The organism is Acidovorax sp., from assembly GCF_046339755.1.
Taxonomy (GTDB): domain Bacteria; phylum Pseudomonadota; class Gammaproteobacteria; order Burkholderiales; family Burkholderiaceae_C; genus Acidovorax.
Genome location: NZ_JBKDTZ010000086.1, coordinates 1 through 20513 on the forward strand (window position 1 = coordinate 1; position 20513 = coordinate 20513).

Annotated in this window: 19 protein-coding genes and 1 riboswitch; of the genes, 4 read left to right on the forward strand and 15 right to left on the reverse strand. The window is 70.2% G+C overall.

Annotated elements, in window-relative coordinates:
• The 15 genes from ACK59X_RS06765 to ACK59X_RS06835 form a co-directional block, all read right to left on the reverse strand.
• The coding region (locus ACK59X_RS06765) for a TonB-dependent receptor plug domain-containing protein (RefSeq protein WP_409956127.1) at positions 1-859 on the reverse strand (859 nt) is incomplete at its 3' end.
• 61 nt (positions 860-920) lie between these two features.
• Positions 921-1322 (reverse strand): DUF1636 family protein, encoded by a 402-nt coding sequence (locus tag ACK59X_RS06770; protein ID WP_409956128.1) that lies wholly within the window; start codon positions 1320-1322, stop codon positions 921-923.
• A 22-nt stretch (positions 1323-1344) separates the two neighbouring features.
• Positions 1345-2064 carry a vWA domain-containing protein gene (locus tag ACK59X_RS06775; protein ID WP_409956129.1) on the reverse strand — a complete coding sequence of 240 codons (720 nt, stop codon included), beginning with the start codon at positions 2062-2064 and terminating at the stop codon, positions 1345-1347.
• Positions 2043-3119, reverse strand: a complete 1077-nt coding sequence (locus tag ACK59X_RS06780) for an ATP-binding protein (RefSeq protein ID WP_409956130.1) — start codon at positions 3117-3119, stop codon at positions 2043-2045. The genes ACK59X_RS06775 and ACK59X_RS06780 overlap by 22 nt, the downstream gene beginning before the upstream one ends.
• On the reverse strand, positions 3116-6913 hold the full coding sequence (gene cobN, locus ACK59X_RS06785; RefSeq protein WP_409956131.1) for a cobaltochelatase subunit CobN: 3798 nt from the start codon (positions 6911-6913) through the stop codon (positions 3116-3118). The genes ACK59X_RS06780 and cobN overlap by 4 nt, the downstream gene beginning before the upstream one ends.
• 10 nt (positions 6914-6923) lie before the next feature.
• Positions 6924-7982, reverse strand: coding sequence for a cobalamin biosynthesis protein CobW (gene cobW / locus ACK59X_RS06790; protein WP_409956132.1), 1059 nt, complete (start codon positions 7980-7982; stop codon positions 6924-6926).
• Between the two features lie 43 nt (positions 7983-8025).
• The gene (locus tag ACK59X_RS06795) at positions 8026-8883 is read right to left on the reverse strand and encodes an ABC transporter substrate-binding protein (RefSeq protein WP_409956133.1); all 858 of its coding nucleotides are present in this window, start codon (positions 8881-8883) and stop codon (positions 8026-8028) included.
• A 17-nt stretch (positions 8884-8900) separates the two neighbouring features.
• On the reverse strand, positions 8901-9470 hold the full coding sequence (cobO, locus tag ACK59X_RS06800; protein ID WP_409956134.1) for a cob(I)yrinic acid a,c-diamide adenosyltransferase: 570 nt from the start codon (positions 9468-9470) through the stop codon (positions 8901-8903).
• Between the two features lie 831 nt (positions 9471-10301).
• Complete coding sequence (locus ACK59X_RS06805) at positions 10302-10979, reverse strand: energy-coupling factor ABC transporter permease (protein WP_409956135.1); 678 nt, start codon at positions 10977-10979, stop codon at positions 10302-10304.
• A 40-nt stretch (positions 10980-11019) separates the two neighbouring features.
• The gene (locus ACK59X_RS06810; protein WP_409956136.1) at positions 11020-11793 is read right to left on the reverse strand and encodes an ABC transporter ATP-binding protein; all 774 of its coding nucleotides are present in this window, start codon (positions 11791-11793) and stop codon (positions 11020-11022) included.
• Positions 11790-12824 carry a FecCD family ABC transporter permease gene (locus tag ACK59X_RS06815; protein ID WP_409956137.1) on the reverse strand — a complete coding sequence of 345 codons (1035 nt, stop codon included), beginning with the start codon at positions 12822-12824 and terminating at the stop codon, positions 11790-11792. The genes ACK59X_RS06810 and ACK59X_RS06815 overlap by 4 nt, the downstream gene beginning before the upstream one ends.
• The gene (locus ACK59X_RS06820; protein WP_409956138.1) at positions 12821-13726 is read right to left on the reverse strand and encodes an ABC transporter substrate-binding protein; all 906 of its coding nucleotides are present in this window, start codon (positions 13724-13726) and stop codon (positions 12821-12823) included. The genes ACK59X_RS06815 and ACK59X_RS06820 overlap by 4 nt, the downstream gene beginning before the upstream one ends.
• A complete protein-coding gene (locus tag ACK59X_RS06825) occupies positions 13726-14316 on the reverse strand; it encodes a bifunctional adenosylcobinamide kinase/adenosylcobinamide-phosphate guanylyltransferase (RefSeq protein WP_409956139.1) in 591 nt (196 codons plus the stop codon). The genes ACK59X_RS06820 and ACK59X_RS06825 overlap by 1 nt, the downstream gene beginning before the upstream one ends.
• Positions 14313-15680 (reverse strand): cobyrinate a,c-diamide synthase, encoded by a 1368-nt coding sequence (locus tag ACK59X_RS06830; RefSeq protein ID WP_409956140.1) that lies wholly within the window; start codon positions 15678-15680, stop codon positions 14313-14315. Before ACK59X_RS06830 ends, ACK59X_RS06825 begins: the two co-directional genes overlap by 4 nt.
• Positions 15681-15721: 41 nt before the next feature.
• Entirely contained in the window at positions 15722-17596 is a 1875-nt protein-coding gene (locus ACK59X_RS06835) for a TonB-dependent receptor domain-containing protein (protein WP_409956141.1), read from the reverse strand.
• An 87-nt stretch (positions 17597-17683) separates the two neighbouring features.
• Positions 17684-17923, reverse strand: a riboswitch (cobalamin riboswitch).
• Positions 17924-17959: 36 nt separating this feature from the next.
• On the opposite strand from ACK59X_RS06835, the gene ACK59X_RS06840 reads away from it, so the two are divergent.
• The 4 genes from ACK59X_RS06840 to ACK59X_RS06855 all read left to right on the forward strand — a co-directional run bounded on the left by ACK59X_RS06840 (position 17960) and on the right by ACK59X_RS06855 (position 20495).
• On the forward strand, positions 17960-18184 hold the full coding sequence (locus ACK59X_RS06840) for a hypothetical protein (protein ID WP_007858570.1): 225 nt from the start codon (positions 17960-17962) through the stop codon (positions 18182-18184).
• Positions 18181-18597 (forward strand): cell division protein ZapA, encoded by a 417-nt coding sequence (locus ACK59X_RS06845; RefSeq protein WP_409956142.1) that lies wholly within the window; start codon positions 18181-18183, stop codon positions 18595-18597. Before ACK59X_RS06840 ends, ACK59X_RS06845 begins: the two co-directional genes overlap by 4 nt.
• Before the next feature lie 361 nt (positions 18598-18958).
• On the forward strand, positions 18959-19546 hold the full coding sequence (locus ACK59X_RS06850; RefSeq protein ID WP_409956143.1) for an ankyrin repeat domain-containing protein: 588 nt from the start codon (positions 18959-18961) through the stop codon (positions 19544-19546).
• Between the two features lie 133 nt (positions 19547-19679).
• Positions 19680-20495: a sulfite exporter TauE/SafE family protein gene (locus ACK59X_RS06855; RefSeq protein WP_409956144.1), complete on the forward strand. Its 816-nt coding sequence runs from the start codon at positions 19680-19682 to the stop codon at positions 20493-20495.
• The last annotated feature ends 18 nt before the right edge of the window (positions 20496-20513 follow it).

Sequence of the window (20513 nt, forward strand, 5' to 3'; positions counted from 1 at the left end):
CCGCCAGGCCGAGCTTGAGGTTGCGCGAGTAGTCGTAGGCCAGCGAGGCGTCGAGCACGCCATAGCGCAGCGGGGTGCCGAAGTAGCGCGCATCGTCCTTCACGCCGCCCACGGCCGCCCCGGAGATGGACACGACGCGCCTCGGCCGCACGGCCAGGGCCAGCGCGTAGCTGTGGCGCTGCGTGTCCATGAAGGCGCGGTAGCCATCGCTCTTTTCCGCATCCAGGTAGACCGAGTAGGCCAGCACGTCGTTGATCGGGCCGCGCAGGCCCACACCGCCCTGCACCGTGCCGTAGGAGCCCACCGAAAAAAAGGCCTCGCGCTGCGTGGTGTCGAAGCTGGGGCGCTTGCTCACGTAGTTCACGGCCGCGCCGATGGCGCCGTCGCCGTACAGCACCGAGGCGGGGCCGCGCAGCACCTCGACCGACTCCATGGGCCAGGTCGAGAACGGGTAGGTGATGGTGCCCGAAGCGACGATGAGGCGGGTGCCGTCCACCATCTGCGCCACCGAGTTGTGGCCGGCAAAGCCGCGCGCCACCAGGCTGGTGCCGCCGTTGCCCGGGGCCGGCGCCTCGGTGATGCCGGGCATGCGCACGGCCACGTCCTGCGCGCGGGTCAGGCTGCGCTCTGCCATGTCGGCCGCGCGCAGGCTGCTGACGCTGGCCGGGGTTTCGCGCGCGGTGAGGCCCAGGCGCGAGCCGGTGGCGCTGGGGGTGTCGAGCGAGAGGGTGCTGCCGGGCGCGGTCTGGGTGTCCGTGACCTGCACAGCAGGCAGCGAGATGGTGGTCTGGGCCTGGACGGCGGTCTGCGCGATGCAGGCCAGCACGGCCAGGGACAAGGGGGTGAGGTGTCGGCGCACGAAAGAAAAACTCCAAAGGCAAATACAGAAAACGCGAAACTGAGGACTGCGCTTTGCTGGATCACCCGGTGGGGTTCGCCCCGAAAGGCGGCAGCCGCGCGACGATGCCGCTCTTGAGGCGCGCGGGCCGCTCGTTGCGGTTGAGCATGCCGTCGCCGGCCCGGGCGTGCATGGCGCCGCACTCCAGCACATGGCGCGCAGTCTCTTCATCGGGCTGCAGATCGCCAAAGACGAAGGTGTATTTGCCCGGTGCCTGGAAGGCCACCGAACAGGCGCGCCCGCAGCTGCTCAGGCAGGCCACGCCGCGCACGCGCACCTGGGCCCAGGCGCCGGCATCGTCTTCGAGCTGCGCGGTCTGCACGGCCTCGAACAGCAGTTCGCCGGCGGCCGGCAGCTCGCGCGAGGCGCCGGCCGGGCGGCAGGTGGTGCAGACGATCACGTCGGTGGTGGTGAAGTCGGACATCGGGAAAAACTCGTTGTTCTTTTCAGGAGGAAAGGGGTTCCGGCAAGCGATGCTCCGCATGCCAGCGCGCGGCCCATGCCGCGCAGCGGCCCAGGGGCCGCAAGAGATCGTCGAAGTCCACCACCACGACCTGCGTGGCAGCGGCTGGCGCGGCGGGCTGCTCCAGCGTGCGCCCATCGGTCAGCAGCCACAGGCAGGACGGCGCACCCGCACCCCGCTGGCGCCGCGCGTTGCGCAACAGGCGCTCGGCCTCGGCCAAGCCCGCGGCCAGGGGCGTGCCCCCACCGCCGCCCAGCGGCCGCACACGGGCCATGCCGGAGGCGCGCGCCGGCCCCGGGGGCAGCAGCAGCTCCACCCCCCGGCCACCAAAGCACAGCAGCGCCACCTCGTCCCCGGCCCGCGCGGCCTGCTCGATCAGGCGCGCCGCATAGCCTTTGGCCCAGGCCAGGCGCCCGCCCAGGCGCATCGAGCCCGAGGTGTCGAGCGCGATCAGGTGCAGGCAGGGCGGCACGGCGCTGGCAGGCTGGCGGCGCAGATGCACGGCCTGCAGACGCGCCGGGCCCTTGGCCACCAGCGTGGGCAGCCAGGCGATGCCTGCACCCTCGGGGTCGGCGGGCCGGGCCACCAGCTGCGGCGTGCGCAGCCAGGCATTGCGCGGGGCTTGCCACCGCCAGCCTGCGCTTGCCTTGGTTGAACCAGGTGGGCGCGGGCCGGGGTGGCTCAGGCTTTTTTTGGCGGCCATGCTCCCGTGCTGCGCACACGCGCCATGGATTGCGGCTCGGGCGGCAAGGCGCCCCAGTCGCCCTCCGCCGTGTTCTGACCAGATGCTGCTGCGCCCTGCCCAGCTGCGGGAGAGAGCCTGGGTGCAGAAGAAGGCGGCGGCGCGGCGGCCGAAGCGGGCGCCGGGCCAGCAGCAACAGCATTCTCAGTACGGCGGTGCGCCAGCGCCAGTTCAGCCACGGCGTCCAGATCCTGCACGCGCACACTGCCGCGCTGCTCCAGCGCGGCCAGCGCACGCGCAGCGCGCAGCATCACCAGATCGGCGCGGATACCATCGACGCCGGCCTCCAGCGCCCGCTGCGCGGCGTGCTGCACCACCTCGTCGGTCCATGCCAGGCCCGCCAGGGCGGCGCGGGCGCGGGTTATCGATAGCGCCAGCCCGGCCTGCGCAGCGGCATGCTGCGCCACCACGGCCTGTGGGTCCAGGTCAAAGGCCAGGCGCGCGCGCACGATGGCCTGGCGCACGGCAGGGTCCGTGGGGTTGGCCAGCGCCACCGACAGGCCGAAGCGGTCCAGCAGCTGCGGGCGCAGTTCGCCCTCTTCGGGGTTCATGGTGCCCACCAGCACGAAGCGCGCGGCGTGCTGGTGCGAAACACCGTCGCGTGCCACGGTGTTCACGCCGCTGGCGGCCACGTCGAGCAGCGAATCCACCAGCGCATCGGGCAGCAGGTTGACTTCGTCCACATAAAGCACGCCGCCATGCGCGCGCGCCACCAGGCCGGGGGCCAGGCGCACCTGGCCATCGCGCAGCACGTCTTCAATACTGAGCGTGCCCACCAGTTGCTCCGGGCTGGCCGCCAGCGGCAGGGTCACGAAGGGCGCATCGGGCAGCAGTGCAGCCAGTGCGCGCGCAGAGGTGGACTTGGCCGTGCCGCGCGGGCCGCTGATCAGCACCCCGCCCAGGCCGGGGTCGATGGCGGCCAGCAGCAGTGCCAGTTGCAGCGTGTCATGGCCCACCAGGGCGGTGAAAGGGAACACGGTGGAAGGCACGGGGGCCAGGGAAATGGTCGTCGTCATGGCAAAGGTCCTTCGCCCTGGGTTTCCAGGCGGTGTTCGAGCGCCAGCAGGTGCTGCTCGATGCGCTCGCGGTGCTCTCCGGGCTCGGCCCACAGGCCGCGCTGCATGGCTTCAAGCAGGCGCTCGCCCACGCTGCGCAGGGCCAGCGGGTTGTGTTGCTGCAGAAAAGCGCGCGTGTCGTCGTCGTGCAGGTAGGCATCGGCCACCAGCGCGTACTGGTGGTCGGCGACCACGCCGGTGGTCGCATCGAAGGCGAACAGGTAGTCCACCGTGGCGGCGATCTCGAACGCGCCCTTGTAACCGTGGCGCTTGACGCCATCGATCCACTTGGGGTTGACCGCGCGCGAGCGCACCACGCGTGCAAGTTCCTCGCCCAGCGTGCGGATGCGCGGCGCACCGGGCACGCTGAAATCGCCGTGGTACAGCGCGGCGGGCGCGCCGGCCAGGTGCTGCACGGCGGCGGCCATGCCGCCCTGGAACTGGTAGTAATCGTCCGAGTCGAGGATGTCGTGCTCGCGGTTGTCCTGGTTGTGCAGCACCGCGTCCACCGCGGCCAGGCGCTGCTCGAACGCCGTGCGCGCGGCCTCGCCATGGCCGCCCTGGCCGTAGGCAAAGGCCCCTGCGCGCAGGTAGGCCTGGGCCAGGTCGTCGGCGGTGCTCCAGCGGCCACTGGCCATCACCTCCTGCAGGCCGGCGCCATAGCCGCCGGGGCGCGGGCCGAACACGCGCCAGGTGGCACGGCGCTCGGCATCGTCAGCGGCCATGCCCTGCGCCTGGGCTTGCGCGGCCTCGCGCCGCACGCGCACGCGGATGGGGTTCACGTCGTCAGGCTCGTCCTCTTCAGCGATGGCCGCGACCGCCCGCACAGCGGCATCGAACAGGTCGATCACACCCGGGAAGGCATCGCGGAAAAATCCCGACACGCGCAAGGTCACGTCGATGCGCGGGCGATTGCGGATCGCCATGGGCAGCACCTCGATGTCCACCACGCGGTGGCTGCCCGGCGCCCATTTCGGGCGCACGCCCAGCAGGGCAAAGGCCTGGCCGATGTCTTCGCCGCCCGTGCGCATGGTGCTGGTGCCCCAGACCGACAGGCCCACCGCCGTGGGAAAGCTGCCATGGTCCTGCAGGTGCCGCTCCACCACGCGGTCCGCCGCCAGCGCGCCCATGCCATAGGCCGTGGGCGTGGGCACGGCGCGCGTGTCCACCGAATAGAAGTTGCGGCCCGTGGGCAGCACGTCGGGCCGGCCGCGCGAGGGCGCACCGCTGGGCCCCGGGGGTACGAAGCGGCCGGCCAGGCCGCGCAGCAGTTGGCCCATCTCGTTGGCGCCACAGGCATCGAGCCGGGGCGCCAGCACGGCGCGCAGGCGCGCCAGCACCGCCGCGGCACCGGGCCACAGCGCGGCGTCGACAGGCACATCCTCAGCGCCCAGGTAGCGCTCGACGCACTGCGCAGCGAGCTTTTCGAGCCGCTCGCGCGTGTGGCCCACGTGGCGCCAGGGCTCGTCGCCCAGGGCCTGCAGTGCTGCGGGGCGCGCGCCGGTCCAGGGGGCGGCCCATTCGGGGTCCAGCGGGTCGAAATCGGCCAGGCCCAGGTCCTGGGCCAGCGCCACCAGCAGGCTGCCCTGCCCTGGCGCCACGCCCCCCGGAAAGCGCGCCAGCGCCACCACGGTATCGGTGCGCTGGCGCCCCTCGGGCGAGCGGCCCAGGATGTGCAGGCCATCGCGGATCTGCGACTCCTTGATCTCGCAGAGGTAGGCGTCCAGGCGCTGCAGCAGGGCCTCGCGCCCCGCATCGTCGGCCGGCGGGGCAAAGCCCAGCTCCTGGTGCAGGCGGTGCTGCAGCACCTGGTCGAGGATGCTCTGGCGCAGCAGCTTGGCGCGGCGCGGGTCGAGCGACAGGGCCTCGTAGTACTCGTCCATCGCGCGTTCGAGCTGCTGCAGCGGGCCGTAGGTCTCGGCCCGCGTGAGCGCGGGCATCAGGTGGTCGATGATGACGGCCTGTGTGCGGCGCTTGGCCTGGCTGCCCTCGCCCGGGTCGTTGACGATGAAGGGGTACAGGTGCGGCAGCGGGCCCAGGATGGCATCGGGCCAGCAGTCGGCACCCAGCGCCACACTCTTGCCCGGCAGCCATTCGAGGTTGCCATGCTTGCCCACGTGTACCACGGCATCCACCGCGAACACGCGGCGCAGCCAGAAGTAGAAGGCCAGGTAGCCGTGCGTGGGCACCAGGTCGGCATCGTGGTAGGTGGCCACCAGGTCCAGGTCGCGCCCGCGCGCAGGCTGTATGCCCACGAAGATGTTGCCCAGGCGCACGCCCGGCACCATGAAGCGGCCGCTGCGCACCATGGGGTCCAGCGCGGGCGGGCCCCACAGCGCATTCACCGCCTGCTGGTTGTCGGCGGACAGCGCGGCGAAGTCGGCCAGGTAGTCCTCCATCGCCAGGCTCTGCCCGGCGGGGCGGTCGGGGTTGGCATCGAGGTTGTTGGTGACGCCGTCCACCAGTTGCGCGATCAGCGCGTCACCGCTCGCAGGCAGCTCGCCCGTGGTGTAGCCGGCGTCGCGCAACGCTTTCAGGATGAGCACGGTGGAGGCCGGCGTGTCCAGCCCCACGCCATTGGCCAGGCGCGCATCGTCGTTGGGGTAGTTGGCCAGAATCAGCGCCACACGCTTGCCCACGTGCGGCTTGCTGCGCAGCGCGCACCAGCGGCGCGCGAGCTCCGCCACGAAGGCGATGCGCTCGGGCTCGGGCTGGTAGCGCACCACGTCGACCTCGGTGCGCTCGCAGCGCCAGGCCAGGCCCTTGAAGCTGATGGCGCGCGCGCCAATGCGCCCGTCCACCTCGGGCAGCACCACCTGCATGGCCAGGTCGCGTGGGGCCAGACCATGCGGGTCGGCTTGCCACTGCTCCTGCGAGCAGCCGGCCGTGATGAGCTGCAGCACCGGGGCATCGCCCGCCAGGGCGACGGACGGCGCCTCCTCGCTGCCGTCGATGGAGGCCACGGCGAAGCTCGTGGCATTGAGCACCACGGCCACGCCCTGCTCTGCCGCGAGGGCCTGCAGCGTGGCCAGGCTCTCGGGGTTCTTGAGCGAATCGACCGCCACGGCCAGGGTGTTGAGGCCGGCCGCTGCCAGCGCCGCCTGCACGGCATCGAACACCGCCGTGTTGCCCGACTGCAGGTGGGCGCGGTAGAACACCAGCATCGCCACCGGTGCCCCGGGCATCCAGGGTGCGGCTTGCGTGGGGGTGTAAGGCATCACGGGCGGCAAGGGCCTGGGTGCGGGCGGGCGGGGCCCGATGCCGAAGGCCGCATGGCCGATGAGCCCGAAGAAGGCCAGCGCGTTCTCACGCCCGCCCTCGCGCAGGCAGCGCCACAGCTGGTGGCAATCGGCCGGGCTGGCGGTGCTGCGCATCAGCAGTTGCGGGTCTTCGACGTTGTCGCCCGAGAACAGGGCCAGCCATTGGCCGTTGCGGCCCGCCAGCGCTACCGCCTGCTCCACCACATAGGCCCAGTCGCTGGGACTGCCCAGGTGGTCGATGACGACCACGCGCGCGTGGCGCAGCACGTCGTCCACGTACAGGTCGGTGGAAGCGGGCTGGCGCAGCCACATCAGGTTGGCCAGGCGCACGCGCGGGAAGTCGTCGCCCAGGCTGGCGGCTGCATCGGACAGCAGCGACAGCGTGGTGTCGGCCGCGCTCAGGATGACGATGTCGCCCGGCGTCTGCTCCACGCGCACCAGGCCCTGGCCACCGTCTTCGACGTAGCCACCGGGGCGTGTGGACAGCAGATGCATGCGGCGGGCCTCAGGCGGCGACTGCCGAGAGGGCCGACTGCACCTCGGCCTGCAGGGCCGCAGCGTCCAGGTGGTCGCCGATCACCACCAGGCGCGTGGTGCGGTTGTCGTCGGCGCGCCAGGCGCGGTCGAAATGGCTGTCGAAGCGCTGGCCCACGCCCTGCACCACCAGGCGCATGGCCGCGCCCGGCAGCGCCACAAAGCCCTTGATGCGGTAGATCTCGTGCCGCTGCACCAGGGCGACGAGGGCCTCCACCAGGCGGCCGCGGTCGGCCACGTCGAGGGTGATCTGGACCGACTCGAACTCGTCGTGGTCGTGGTCCTCCTCCTCGTCGTGGTGGGTCTTGCGTGCGTCGATCACGTCTTCCACCGCGTTGCCCAGGCCCAGCAACACGCCGGGGTCGATGCGGCCGTGCTGGGCGCGCACGAACTTCACGCCGGGCAGGGTCTCGCCGCGCACGATGGCTTCCACCTGGGCCAGGGCCTCGGCGGTGAGGCCGTCGGTCTTGTGCAGCACCACCAGGTCGGCGGTGGCGAGTTGGTCCTCGAACAGCTCGTGCAGGGGCGATTCGTGGTCCAGGTTCTCGTCGGCGCGGCGCTGGGCGTCCACGGCCACCGGGTCATCGGCGAACTGGCCGGCGGCCACGGCGGGTGCGTCCACCACGGTGATCACCGAATCCACCGTGAACACATTGCGTAGCGCGGGCCACTGGAAGGCCTGCACCAGCGGCTTGGGCAGCGCCAGGCCCGAGGTCTCGATCACCAGGTGGTCGATCTGGTCGCGGCGCGCGGCCAGTTGCTCCATCACCGGCGCGAATTCCTCCTGCACGGTGCAGCACAGGCAGCCGTTGGCCAGTTCGAACAACTGGCCGTTCTCCACGCCGTTCTCGTCGCAGCCGATGCCGCAGCTGCGCAGCAGTTCGCCGTCGATACCCAGCTCGCCGAACTCGTTGACGATGACGGCAATGCGCTTGCCCTGCGCGTTGGTCAGCAGGTGGCGCAGCAGCGTGGTCTTGCCGCTGCCCAGGAAGCCGGTGACGATGGTGGCGGGAATCTTGTTCACTTGCATGGAAGGAGTCTCCAGTCAGAAAAATCGGTGTGAAAACTGCGGATCAGCGCAGCACCTGAGGGAGGCCGGTGAGGCAATCGACCAGCATGTGCGCCGCCTCGCCCAGGCGCGGGCCGGGGCGCGAGAGCAGGTCCATGCGCTCGGCGTCGAGCTGGCAGACCTGGTGCTGGCGCAGCGCCTTCATGCCCGACCAGCCGGGCCGCTCGGCCAGGTTCATGAGCGAGGCCGCCGGGCCGATGACCAGGTCGGGCGCGCCGCGCACCACCATCTCGGAGTTGACGCGAGGAAACAGCCCCATGTCGCCGGGCACGATGTTGGCAAGCCCCAGGCGCGCAATGGTCTCGCCGATGAAGCTCGAGGCACTGGCTGCCGTGGGCCCCACGCCCACCTCGACATACACGCTGCGCCCGCGCAGGTGCGCCGGCATGCGCCGCGCCGCGGCGTCGAGCTCGCGCTCGATGCGCGCCACCAGCTCGGCCGCGCGCGCCGATTCGCCCAGCGACTGGCCCACGCTGACAAGCATGCGCTTGAGGTCGGCATGCGTGCGCGCGTCGAACACCTGCACCGGCACGCCTAGCGCGGCCAGGCGCTCGCCCGCGCGGCTGCGCGGGCCCAGCAGCACCATGTCGGGCCTGAGGGCCACGATGCGCTCGATCTGCGCATCCTGCAGGCCGCCCACCTTGGGCAGCTTGGCCACGGTTCTGGGCCAGCTCGAATAGCGGTCGGTGCCCACCAGCTCGGCGCAATGGCCCAGGGCGCAGACGGCCTCGGTGAGAGACGGCGACATCGTGACGATGCGGTGCTGCTGGGCCTGCGCCATGGGCGCAGCCAGGCCGCCCAGCAGGCCAAGCATGGCCAGCGCCGGCACCGTGGGGTGCAGGCGGGTGCGGGCCAATGGCATGGACAAGGAGGGGGTCATCAGTCCTCGATTCCCCGTTGCGCGGGCACGCCGGCCTTGAAGTGGTGTTTGACGAGGGTCATCTCGGTCACCGTGTCGGCCAGCTCGATCAACTCGGCCGGGGCGTTGCGGCCGGTGAGCACCACGTGCACGTGCGGCGGGCGCTCGCGCAGGCAGGTGAGAATGCTTTCCAGCGGAATCCAGCCATAGCGCAGGGGGTACATGATTTCGTCGAGCACCACGAGGAAGTGCTCGCCTGCGCGGATGGTGGCCTCGGCCTTGGCCCAGCCGTCCAGGGCCAGCTGCGCGGAGTGGTCCAGGTCACGGCTCTTCCAGCTGAAGCCGTCGCCCAGGCCTTCGATGGGGATGCCCAGTTGTTCGAACAGGCGGTGTTCGCCGAACCTCGCTGTGGGGACTTTCATGAACTGGTAGATCTTGACGGGCTTGCCTCTTCCATGCGCTCGGATGGCGAGGCCAAAGGCGGCGGTGCTTTTGCCTTTGCCGGTGCCGGTGTGGACCAGGACAAGCCCTCGGCGTTCGCCTTGGGGTTTGGGGGTGTCGCGGAGGATCGGTGGAGATTCGATTTGCATGTATGTCGTTGTTCAGTGGTGACTACTTGCTTGTTCAGAGGGCGGGAGCCGGGATGTGCGCCCGGCGGCGCAGTAACTTTCTCTTGGGCCGCCAAGAGAAAGTCACCAAAGAGAAGGCGGCCCCCAGTCTGCGACCCTCCGCTTCGCTGCGGGCAACCTGCGATGCTCGGATCTGGGGTGGTGCCGCAGAACTCGCTGCGTTCTTCGAACTCCGCTCAAACAGCTGCGGCACGCTAGAAGACGAAGTGCGTGTGTCCTTCGGCACACGCACCCACCCCAGCTCCTGCGCTTCTCGGCGCAGCCAGCAGGGGTGGGGAGCGGGGTCAAAGACGGCTGCTGCTTCGCAGCCGCGCCGGGTGTCGGTTACGCGCTGCGCGCTGCCGACGAAACTGGCGCGATGGCCCTGGCAAGCCGAGCGCAGCGAAGGACCACGGGGCCGAGCGAAGCAATGGCCCGCATGGAGCCCGATCCCACCCCTGCTGACCGTGCCGAGAAGCGCAGGGCCTGGGGTGGGTGCGTGTGCCGAAGGACACACGCACTTCGTGATCTGACTCGCCGAAGCTGTTTGACCGGAGCTGCCTCGCAGAGGCAGCGGAGGGAGTTCTTCGGCGCCACCCCAGGTCCGAGCATCGCAGGTTGCCCCCTCGCCATCGGCGAGGGGGACACGGGCTGGGGGTCGCCTTTTCTTTGGTGACTTTCTTTTGGCGACGCAAAAGAAAGTTACTGCGCCGCCGGGCGCACATCCCGGCTCCCGCCCATGGCATGGGCACGCAGCCAACAGAGCAACCAGCCCGCCGAGCAAAGAAACAGAAGCAACCACAACCAAAAAACTCAAACAGCCTGATGCAACCGACGCTCAACGAACGAAGAGCCTTCAAGACGACGCAACGCCTTGGCAGCCGCCAACACACCCAAATCCACCAAAGGCTCCAACAACACCACCGCCATGTACGCAGCGCCAAACGTGGCAATGCTCTCCAGATTCGCAGACCCCACACCCGCACCATAGATAGCCCAGAACGCCACCCACATCACGATCCCGCCCTGATAAGCCACAGACAGCTTGAACGTCTGCACATACGTCATGTCCACATACGCCATGCTCTCCGGCACGATGCGCTTGGCCAGCGCGGCGGTCGCAAACAGCGGCACCAGCAAGGTCGTGACGTTCATCCCGTACTGCGGTAGATCCTGCTGCGCAAAGAACACGCTCTGGATCAACAGGCCAGCCGCCAGGCCGATGCACGCAGGCGCAGCACCGAACAGCAGCAGCAAGGTCGTACCCAGAATCAGATGCACCTCGGACACGCCCACCGGATGGTGCGGCAGCAGCTCGAAGAACGCGAACACCAGCGCCGTGGTAAAGATCGAGCGCAACAGCAGCGCCACAGGCCCCTCCTTCTTCACCATGTCGACCGCCAGCTTGCTCGCGTACAGCAGCGCCGTGGCGCCCGTGGCGTAGCTCAGGAAGATCTTGGTGGTGTCCACCAGTCCAGGTTCGATGTGCATGGCACGGCTCCTTACAGAAAGAAAGAAAAACAAAAACGGATCAGCGCGGCAAGGCCACCCACTGCCCGAGCAATTCATGCACCGCAATGCGGTGGTCGAACACCGCCTCCAGCGCGCGGTGCGTCACCGCGTCGTTGCAGCCACCCTGGTGCGTGACACGGCCCTGGGCCATCACCACCAGGTCATCGGCATGCAGGGCCAGCGAGATCTCGTGCAGCACGCTGACCACCGTGGCCCCGCCGGCCACCAGGGCGCGCACGGTATGCAGCCAGTCGGTCTGGTGTGGCGGATCGAGGTTGGCCAGGGGTTCGTCCATCAGCAGCACCTGGGCCTGCACGGCCAGGGCGCGGGCCAGCAGCACGCGCTGGCGCTCGCCGCCCGAGAGCTGCGACAGGGGGCGGTCGCGCCAGTCCCAGGCCTGCGTGGTGCGCAGGGCCTGCTCCACGGCGGCATGGTCGGCGGGCGATGGCGGGGCCAGCCAGGGCTGGTGCGGCAGCCGGCCGAGCATGGCCACGTCGTAGCTGGTCAAATCGTCGGCCGAGCCCTCGTTCTGCCCCAGCCAGGACAGCTGGCGTGCACGTTCGCGCGCCGGCACCTGGGTGAGCATGCGGCCGAGCAGCGCCACCTGGCCATCGACCTGGTGGCGGGGTAGCAGGCCGGCCAGCACCTTGAGCAGGGTGGACTTGCCCGCGCCGTTGGGGCCGACGATGCTGGTCCAGCGGCCCTCGGGCAGGTGCAGGTCGATGCCGTGCAGCACCTCGACCCCGCCCACGCGCGCGGTGATGTGGTGGGCGCTGAGCGCGATGCCCTTCACAGGCCGCCCCCGTGCGCGGTGCGCCGGTGCATCAGCCACAGCAGGTAGGTGCCGCCCAGGGCCGCGGTGAGCACGCCCACGGGCAGCTCCTGCGGCGCCAGCATCCAGCGCGCGAGGATGTCGGCCGCCAGCAGCAGCACCGCACCCATGAGGCTCGATAGCAGGATGTGCCGCTCGTGCGTGACGCGCACGATGGAGCGCACCAGGTGCGGCGCGGCCAGGCCGACAAAGGCAATGAGCCCGGTCTGCGCCACGGCCGTGCCGGTGGCCAGCGCCATGGCGGCCACCAGGCCGGCGCGCATGGGGCCGAGCGGCAGGCCCAGGCTGGCGGCCGTGGCCTCGCCCAGGGTCAGGCCGTCGAGCGCGCGCGCCAGCACCCAGGCCAGCAGCGCGCACAGCGCCCAGGCCGCCCCCATCAGCACGCAGGCGATCCAGCCGACAAACGCCGTGCTGCCCAGGATGAAGGCCTGCATGGCCTGCAGGATGTCGGGCGAAGCCAGTTCCACCAGGTCGCGCAGGGCGCCCAGCACCACGCCCACGATGACGCCGGCCAGCAGCAGGCGCAGCGTGTGCTGCACGCCGCGCGCCAACAGCAGGGTCAGCACCACGGCCCCAGCCGCACCGAGAAAGGCCATGCCCGTGATGCCGATGCGCGCGATCCACTGCGCCGCCACGGGCGAGACGCCAAACATCGCCATGGCCACCGCGCCGCCCAGGGCCGCGCCCGATGCGCTGCCCAGCAGGTAGGGGTCGGCCAGGGGGTTGCGGAACAGGCCCTGCGCCACCGCGCCGGCCAGGCCCAGCAGCGCACCGGCCAGCCAGGCGCCCAGGGTCCGCGGCAGGCGGATGTCCCAGACGATCTGGCGCGCCACCGGGTCGTCACCCATGTGCGTGAGGCTCTCCAGCCCGGTGCTGCCCACGGCGGTGCCCAGCACCAGCAGCAGCACGCTGGCCAGGCCCAGCCACAGCACGCACCAGGCGGCGCGGCGTCGGCCGGCAGCCGAGGGCATCAAGGTCTTCTCGGCAGTCATCGCGCTTTTTCCGTCAGGCAGCGCGCCATGATGCGCGCGGCCTCGGCCATGCGCGGGCCGGGGCGCACCACCACCTCGGCATCGCCGGGGCCGAACACGCACACGCGGTTCTCGCGCACCGCGCGCATGGTGGCCCAGCCGGGGTACGGCACCATGCTCTGCATGCTGCTGTTGCCGATCATCAGCACATCGGGGTTGGCGCGCACGACGTACTCGGGGTTCAACCGGGGGAAGGGGCCCAGCGACGCGGGCACCACGTTGCGCACGCCCAGGCGCGTAAGCGATTCGCCGATGAAGGAGGCCTCGCTGGCCGCATACGGCCCGCGGCTCACCTCGAAGTACACACGCGTGCCACGCGCCTTGGGCGGCAGCGACTGGGCTGCCGCCTGCACGGCGGCGTCGATCACGCGCCACAGGCGGTCGGCACCTTCGGCCTGGGGCACGCCCAGCACCTGGCCCACCACGCCAAGCACGCGGCGCACGTCGGCATGGGTCTTGGGCTCCAGCACCACGACCTTGAGTCCCAGGGCTTCGAGCCGCTCGCTGGCGCGCGAGCTCATGGCCAGCAGCACCACGTCGGGCTTCACGGCCACGATGGCCTCGATGCTCGGATCGATCCCGCCGCCCAGTTTGGGCAGCCGGGCCACCGATTCGGGCCAGTTGGAATACCGGTCCACCCCCACCAGGCGGTGGCACTGGTCGAGCTCGCAGACGCTCTCGGTCAGCGAGGGCAGCAGCGAGACGATGCGCTGCGGCGGCTGGGGCAGCACGACCACGCGGCCCCGGTCGTCCTTGACCTGCACGGGCTCGGCACGCGCGAGGCCTGCCATCACCAACAGCAGCACCAGGAGGATGGCGATCACCCAGAGGATGCGGCGCACAGGGGTCGGCGTCGGCTCCATCAGCGCGGCTCCTTCAGGGTCAGCGGCAGCCCGGCTGCCATCAGGGTCACGCGCGGGCAGGCTGCCGCCACGCACTGGTTGAGCACACCCAGCGCATCGACGAAGGCGCGCACCTCGCGCCCCAGGGGAATGACCCCCAGGCCGATTTCGTTGCCCACCAGAACAACGGGGCCGGGGGCGTCCTGCAATGCGGCAATGGCATCCTGGCACTGCGCGGCCCAGGCCTGTGCCAGGGCTTCGCGCTGCGGTGCATCCATGTCCTGTGCCCCGGCCGGCATGGTCCAGTTGGTGAGCCACAGGGTCAGGCAGTCGACCACGATCAAGGTTTGCTCACGGCTGCGCTCGCGCAGCGCAGCCGCCAGGTCGCGCGGTTCCTCCAGCGTGGCGAGGCCGGGCACGCGCTCGGCGCGCTCGCGCTGGTGGCGTGCGATGCGCCCCCGCATCTCGTCATCACAGGCCTGCCCAGTGGCGATGAGCACCGCCCCATGGTCCGGCGACTGCGCCAGCCAATCGCGCGCGATCAACTCGGCACGGCGCGACTTGCCGCTTTTTTGACCGCCCAGGATCAGTTCGGAAACGATGGCGCTCATGCTGCGGCACCCTCCCCGCCCAGCAGGTGTGCGACGGCCACAGGCGCTGATGGAAACCAGGCATGGAAATAGCTCGCGTGGATGCTGCCGTGGCGGTACAAGGCCTCGCCTGCATCCGGCGCGGGCACGGCATCCGGGCGCGCGGTGCGCCCCACGACTTGCGCCGTGCTCTGCGCGGTGGAGTAATGAAAAGTGTGGCCGCGCAGCGTGTGGCCCGCCACCATGAGCTGCTGCGGCCCCAGCGCGGCCAGGCGTTTTTGCATGGCCACGCTGCCGGGCAGCAGGCCCCACAGCGGCTGCGTGCTGCCGTCGGCCAGGGTGATCGATTCGAACAAGGACATCATGCCGCCGCATTCTGCCCACAGCGCCTTGCCCGCCGAGGCGTGTGCACGCAGGCTGGCCTGCATGGCGGTGTTGGCCCCGATGCGGGCGGCATGCAGCTCAGGGTAGCCGCCGGGCAGCCACACCGCATCGCAGGCGGGCAGCGCTGCATCGTGCAAGGGAGAGAAGAACACCACCTGGGCGCCCATCTGCGTGAGGCACTGCAGGTTGGCGCTGTAGAGGAAGCAAAAGGCCTCGTCGCGGCCCACGGCCACGGTGCGGCCGGCGAGCAGTGGCGCAACAGGGGTGGGCGATGCGGGCGCAGGGAAATCCACCGCCCAGCGCTGCAGATCGTCCAGGCCCATCTGCCCGAGGGGCGTGGCGGCCAGCGCATCGGCCGCGGCGTCCAGGCGCTGCAGGGCATCGCCCAGTTCGTGCGCCACCACCAGGCCCAGGTGGCGTTCGGGCAGCAGCGGGGCCGATGCCTTGGCCGCGACATCACCAGGAGCCACACGCGCCAACGCGCCCATCCAGTCGGCAGCGTCCTGCAAGCTTTCACGCAGCATCTGCGCATGCCGCTCCGATCCCACGCGGTTGGCCAGCACACCGGCCCAGGGCATGTTCGCGCGGTAATGGCGCAGGCCGAAGGCCAGCGCACCGAAGGTGCCGGCCATGGCCGAGGCATCGACCACGGCGAGCACGGGCACGCCGAAGCGCTGCGCCAGGTCGGCCGCGCTCGGCGTGCCGTCGAACAGGCCCATCACGCCTTCGATGAGGACCAGGTCGCTCTCACGCGCAGCCTCGTGCAATCGCTGTGTGCAATCGGCCTCGCCATTCATCCACAGGTCGAGCTGGTCCACCGGCGCGCCGCTGGCCAGTTGGTGCCAGTGCGGGTCGAGAAAATCCGGCCCGCACTTGAACACCCGCACCCGCCGGCCCGGGCGCGCATGCAGGCGCGCCAGGGCCGCGGTGACGGTGGTCTTGCCCTGGCCCGATGCGGGGGCGGCGATCAATATCGCCGGACAGCGTGCCAGGGTGACCATCTCGTTGCCACTCTCCCCTTCCCTCTCACTTACTCGCTTGCTTAGTTCGGTGCCCACTTCACGCCCAGGTAGGCCACACGGCCTGGCGTGGCATAGGTGCGGGCCAGTTCGTACTGCTTGTCGGCCGCGTTGTCGAGGCGCGCCACCAGCGTGAAGTCGCGCGCGATGCGCGTGCTGGCGTACAGGTTCACCAGCGCATAGCCGCCCCGGTTGAGCGTGTTGGCGGCGTTGTCGAAGCGGCGGCCCGAGGCCTGCACTTCGGCGCCCACCGTCCAGCCGGCCAGTTGCGTGTCGGCGCCCAGGGTGCCGTGGCGCTTGGCGCGGCGCGCCAGCATCTTGCCGGTGGCCAGGTCACGCGGGTTCTGCAGGTCCAGCGAGCCGCGCAGCTGCACGCTGCCCAGCCGGTAGGAGCCGGCGAAGGTCACGCCCCTGTACTCGGCGCGCGCGACGTTGGCGTAGCAGCCCAAGCTCGACGGGCAGGGGCCTGCCGCGCCGAAGACGATCAGGTCCTCCACCCGGTTGCGGTAGGCCGTCACCGAGAAGCTGCTCGATCCCTGCGCCCAGCGCAGGCCCAGCTCGGCATTGCGGCTGCTTTCGGGGTTCAGGCGGCCCGTGCCGTACTCGCTGAAGCGGTGGTACAGCGTGGGGGCGCGGAAGGCCGTGCCCACCGAGGCCGTGGCGCGCCACTGCGGGGCGAAGCTGAAGCCATAGGCCAGGCTGCCCGTGCCCTTGCCGCCGAACTCGCTGTCCGAGTCGTGGCGCACATTGGCCTGCAGCGTGTGGGCACCGGCGGTGTAGCCATAGCCCAGGGCCAGCGCGTCCTGCGAGCGCTTGCGGTCGATGGGGGCGTTCTCCAGCCGGTCTTCGCGGCGCTCCAGCGCGGCCGTCAGCAGGTGCGGGCCCTGGCGCCATTCGTTCTGGAACAGGTAGCCGCGCAGGCGTGTCTCGGTCAGGTAGGGCGAGGGGCGGGTTTCGTACTGGTCGCGCGAATCGGTGACCTGCACGCGCGTCTTGTACGCAGTGCTCCACTGTGCCTGCCAGTTCAGGCCCAGGGCATGCAGCTTGCGCAGGTTGCGGTCGTCGGCCGTGGGGCTGGTGTCGTAGCCGCTGTCCATGTCGTTGGTGAGCAGCGTGGCTTCGAGCCGGTGCGCGGCGTTGAGCTGCAGGCCCACGCGGGCGTTGGCCGAGGTGCTGTCGTAGCCGTCGCGGTCGGGGTTGGCCGTGGCGGTGGTGCGCGCGTTGAAGCCCTTGCTCTCCTCGCGCGCAATGCCGAAGGCATAGTCGATGGCGCCGCTGGCACCGCTCACGCCGGCCTCGACCTTGGTGGTGCGGTGGCTGCCGATGCCGACGCCCACATAGGGCGCCACACCCTGCTCGCCGCGCGTGGTGAAGATCTGCACCACGCCGCCCATGGCGTCGGAGCCGTAGACCGCGCCGGCCGGGCCGCGCAGCACTTCGATGCGGTCGATCTGCGCCAGCGGCACCGACTCCCACGCGGCGCCGCCGGTGGATTGCGAGTCGATGCGCACGCCATCGATGTAGACGGCCGTGAAGCGCGACTCGGCACCGCGCAAGAACACGCTGGTGGTGGTGCCCGGGCCGCCGTTGCGCGAGATCTCGATGCCCGGCACGCGCGCCAGCACATCGGCCAGGCCGGTGGCGCCGCTGGTCTCGATGGTCTCGCGGTCGATCACGGTGACGTCGGCCACCAGGTCTGACAGGGGCTGGGGCGTGCGCGTGGCGGTCACCACGGTCTCGGCCATGGAGGGTGCGCGCAGGTTCTGCGCGATCAGGATGGGCGTGGAACCGTTCTGCTGGGCCTGGGCGGCGCAGGCGCCGAGCACGGCCAGGGACACGAGCGCAGGGCGCAGGCACAGGGACGCGGCAATGCGCGCACGGGGGGTACGGATCTTCATGGGGCGGATCATCGGCAAGCAAAAAACCCGTGCCGGCCTCCCGCCAGCGAAATGGGTGATACGGCTGCGCGCAATCCCTTTCAGGACGCACACAGCCACCGTGTTGGCCGGTATCCGGGCTGGCGGAACACTCCCCAACGCCTTCCCAGGTGCTTGTTCAAGGCACCCAGTGGCATGTGGCTGGAGAGAGAAGCCCGAAGGCTTCGTCCGCTGACCGTTGCGGGGGCAGCGCAGGCTCGGCGCGCCATGCGTGGCGCCACCTCCCTGCTTCCCGTTGAACTGCGGCATGTGAACCACACCGCGAGCACCAACCGGGTGATTTTACGACCGATTACAACCCGCCGTCCTACAATCGGTGGCTGTATGGCAACAACACCATCGACCACCGACCAGATCGCCGAGCGCGTGGAGCGGCTCCTGGTGCGCCACGCCGAACTGCAGCGCACCAACGCGCTGCTGTCCGAGCAGGTGGCCGCACTCACGCAGGAGCGCGACTCCCTCAAGTCCCGACTTTCCGCCGCGCGCTCGCGCGTGGACGCCCTGCTAGAGCGCCTGCCCCAGGCCCCTCCCGCGAAAGACGCCGCATGAAGCAAATCGAGGTGCAGATCCTGCAGCAAAGCTACCTGCTCAGTTGCCCCGAGGGGCACGAGAGCCGATTGCTCGATGCCGTGGAGCGCGTGGACACTGCCATGACGCGCATCCGCGATGCCGGCAAGGTGCGTGCGCGCGAGCGCATCGCCGTGCTGGCCGCGCTGAACCTCGCTTTCGAGATCGCCGACCGCGAAGCCGCCGACATGGCCGCTGCGGCGGACCAGCCCCACCCCGTGCCCATGGCCACGCCCGTGGCGGTGGGCGACGACATTCCCCCGACACCGCCACACCGCGGTGGCCCCGGCGTGCAGGAGTCGCTGCTGCCCCCCGACGCCGACGAACTGCAGCGCCTGCAAGGCCTGGTGCAGCGCCTGGACCAGGCCCTGGGCGAGGACGGGCGGCTGCTGTAAAAGCCAGTCCGGGCCGTGGGCTATCAATGGCCTACAAATCAGAGATTTCTTTACATGGCCGACGACTTTCAGGGGCTTTCGGAGCCCCTACAATGAAGGTGTCTGCGGTGCCGCCGGGTTTTATATTTCCTTGAACCAATGCTCTCTGAGCACGGGCTTGGTACATCGCCAGGGGAGCGTGATCGTCTCGCGTCAGATGAACCCAACGCCTGGCTGCCCTCGCCCACCTGAACCCCCGGTTCAGGATGACAGGCCCGGTAGCAAATACCGCAGACACCTCTACCCAAAGGCTGCCGGAGTGATCCGGCAGCCTTTTTCTTTGGGCCTCCGGTATGCTGCAAGCACCACCCGAGCCTTTGTCATGCGCGCCTGCATCCGCCTTTGCCTTGCCCTGTGCTGCGCCCTGCCAGCGCTGTGGGCGCCGCCAGCCGGCGCGCAAACAGGCAAAGCCGGGCCACGCCAGCACGCCACCCTGTACGACGCCGCCGTGTTCAACGACCGCGCCGCCGTCGAGGCCTTTCTGGCGCGCGACCCGGCCAGCGTGAACCGGGGCGACCAATGGGGTTTCACACCGCTGCACGGCGTGGCTGGCGAAGAGCACACGGCCATGGCCCGCCTTCTGATCGCGCGCGGCGCCCACGTGAATGCCGCCAACGGCGAAGGCACCACGCCGCTGCATCTGGCGGCATCGCCCGGGATGGCCAAGCTGCTGGTCGATGCAGGGGCGAACATCCAAGCCCGCGACCACGGCGGCAACTCCCCGCTGCACGCCGCGACCGAGCACCCCGAGATGCAGGACGTGATGGCCCAGTTGCTCAGGATGAAGGCCGACGCCAATGCACGCAACCAGGCGGGCAAGACCCCGCTGGACATCGCCACCGCACGCGATGAGCCCGGCAAGGCGGCCCTGCTCAAGCGCTACGGCGCGCGCCGCGGAAACACGCCCTAGACTCCGCTCGAAGCCGCCCTGGGGCTGCACGGCGCAAGGCGCGCGCACCAAGCGCCGCACGACCCCGCGCACTACAATGCCTGCGCCCTCTTCAGTGCGTCGCGGCCCATTCCAAACCCCATCCCCCTCCCCCATGCTCGACCCCCTCCTGATTGTTGAACTCGGTGTTCTTGGCCTGTGCACGGGCTTTCTCGCGGGGCTGCTGGGCATTGGCGGCGGCATGCTGATGGTGCCGTTTCTCACCTACATCCTGGGCGCGCGCCAGGTGGCGCCGGAACTGGCCGTGAAGATGGCCATCGCCACCTCGATGGCGACCATCGTCTTCACCTCCGTCTCCAGCGTGCGTGCGCACCACCAGCGTGGCGCCGTGCGCTGGGACATCGTGCAGCGCCTGGCGCCGGGCATCGTGATCGGCGGCTTTGCGGCCAGCCTGGGCGTGTTCGCGCTGCTCAAGGGCTCGGCGCTGGCGATCTTCTTCGCGCTGTTCGTGAGCTTCTCTGCCTCGCAGATGCTGCTGGACAGAAAGCCCGCACCCTCGCGGCAGATGCCGGGCACGGCAGGGCAACTCGCCGCCGGCGGCGTGATCGGCTTTCTCTCGGGCCTGGTGGGCGCGGGCGGCGGCTTTGTCAGCGTGCCCTTCATGACCTGGTGCAACGTGGCCATCCACAATGCGGTGGCCACCAGCGCGGCGCTGGGCTTTCCGATCGCACTGGCCAACGTGGTGGGCTACGCCGTCAGCGGCCAGTCGGTGCAGAACCTGCCGCCGGCCTCGCTGGGCTATATCTGGCTGCCGGGCCTGGCCGTGATCGCCGTGTGCAGCGTGCTCACCGCGCCGCTGGGTGCCAAGGCCGCGCACAAGCTGCCGGTCAAACAGCTCAAGCGCGTGTTCGCCAGCCTTCTCTTCTGTCTGGCGGCCTACATGCTTTACAAGGGCATCACGAGCATCTGATGCCGCAAGCCGGAGGAA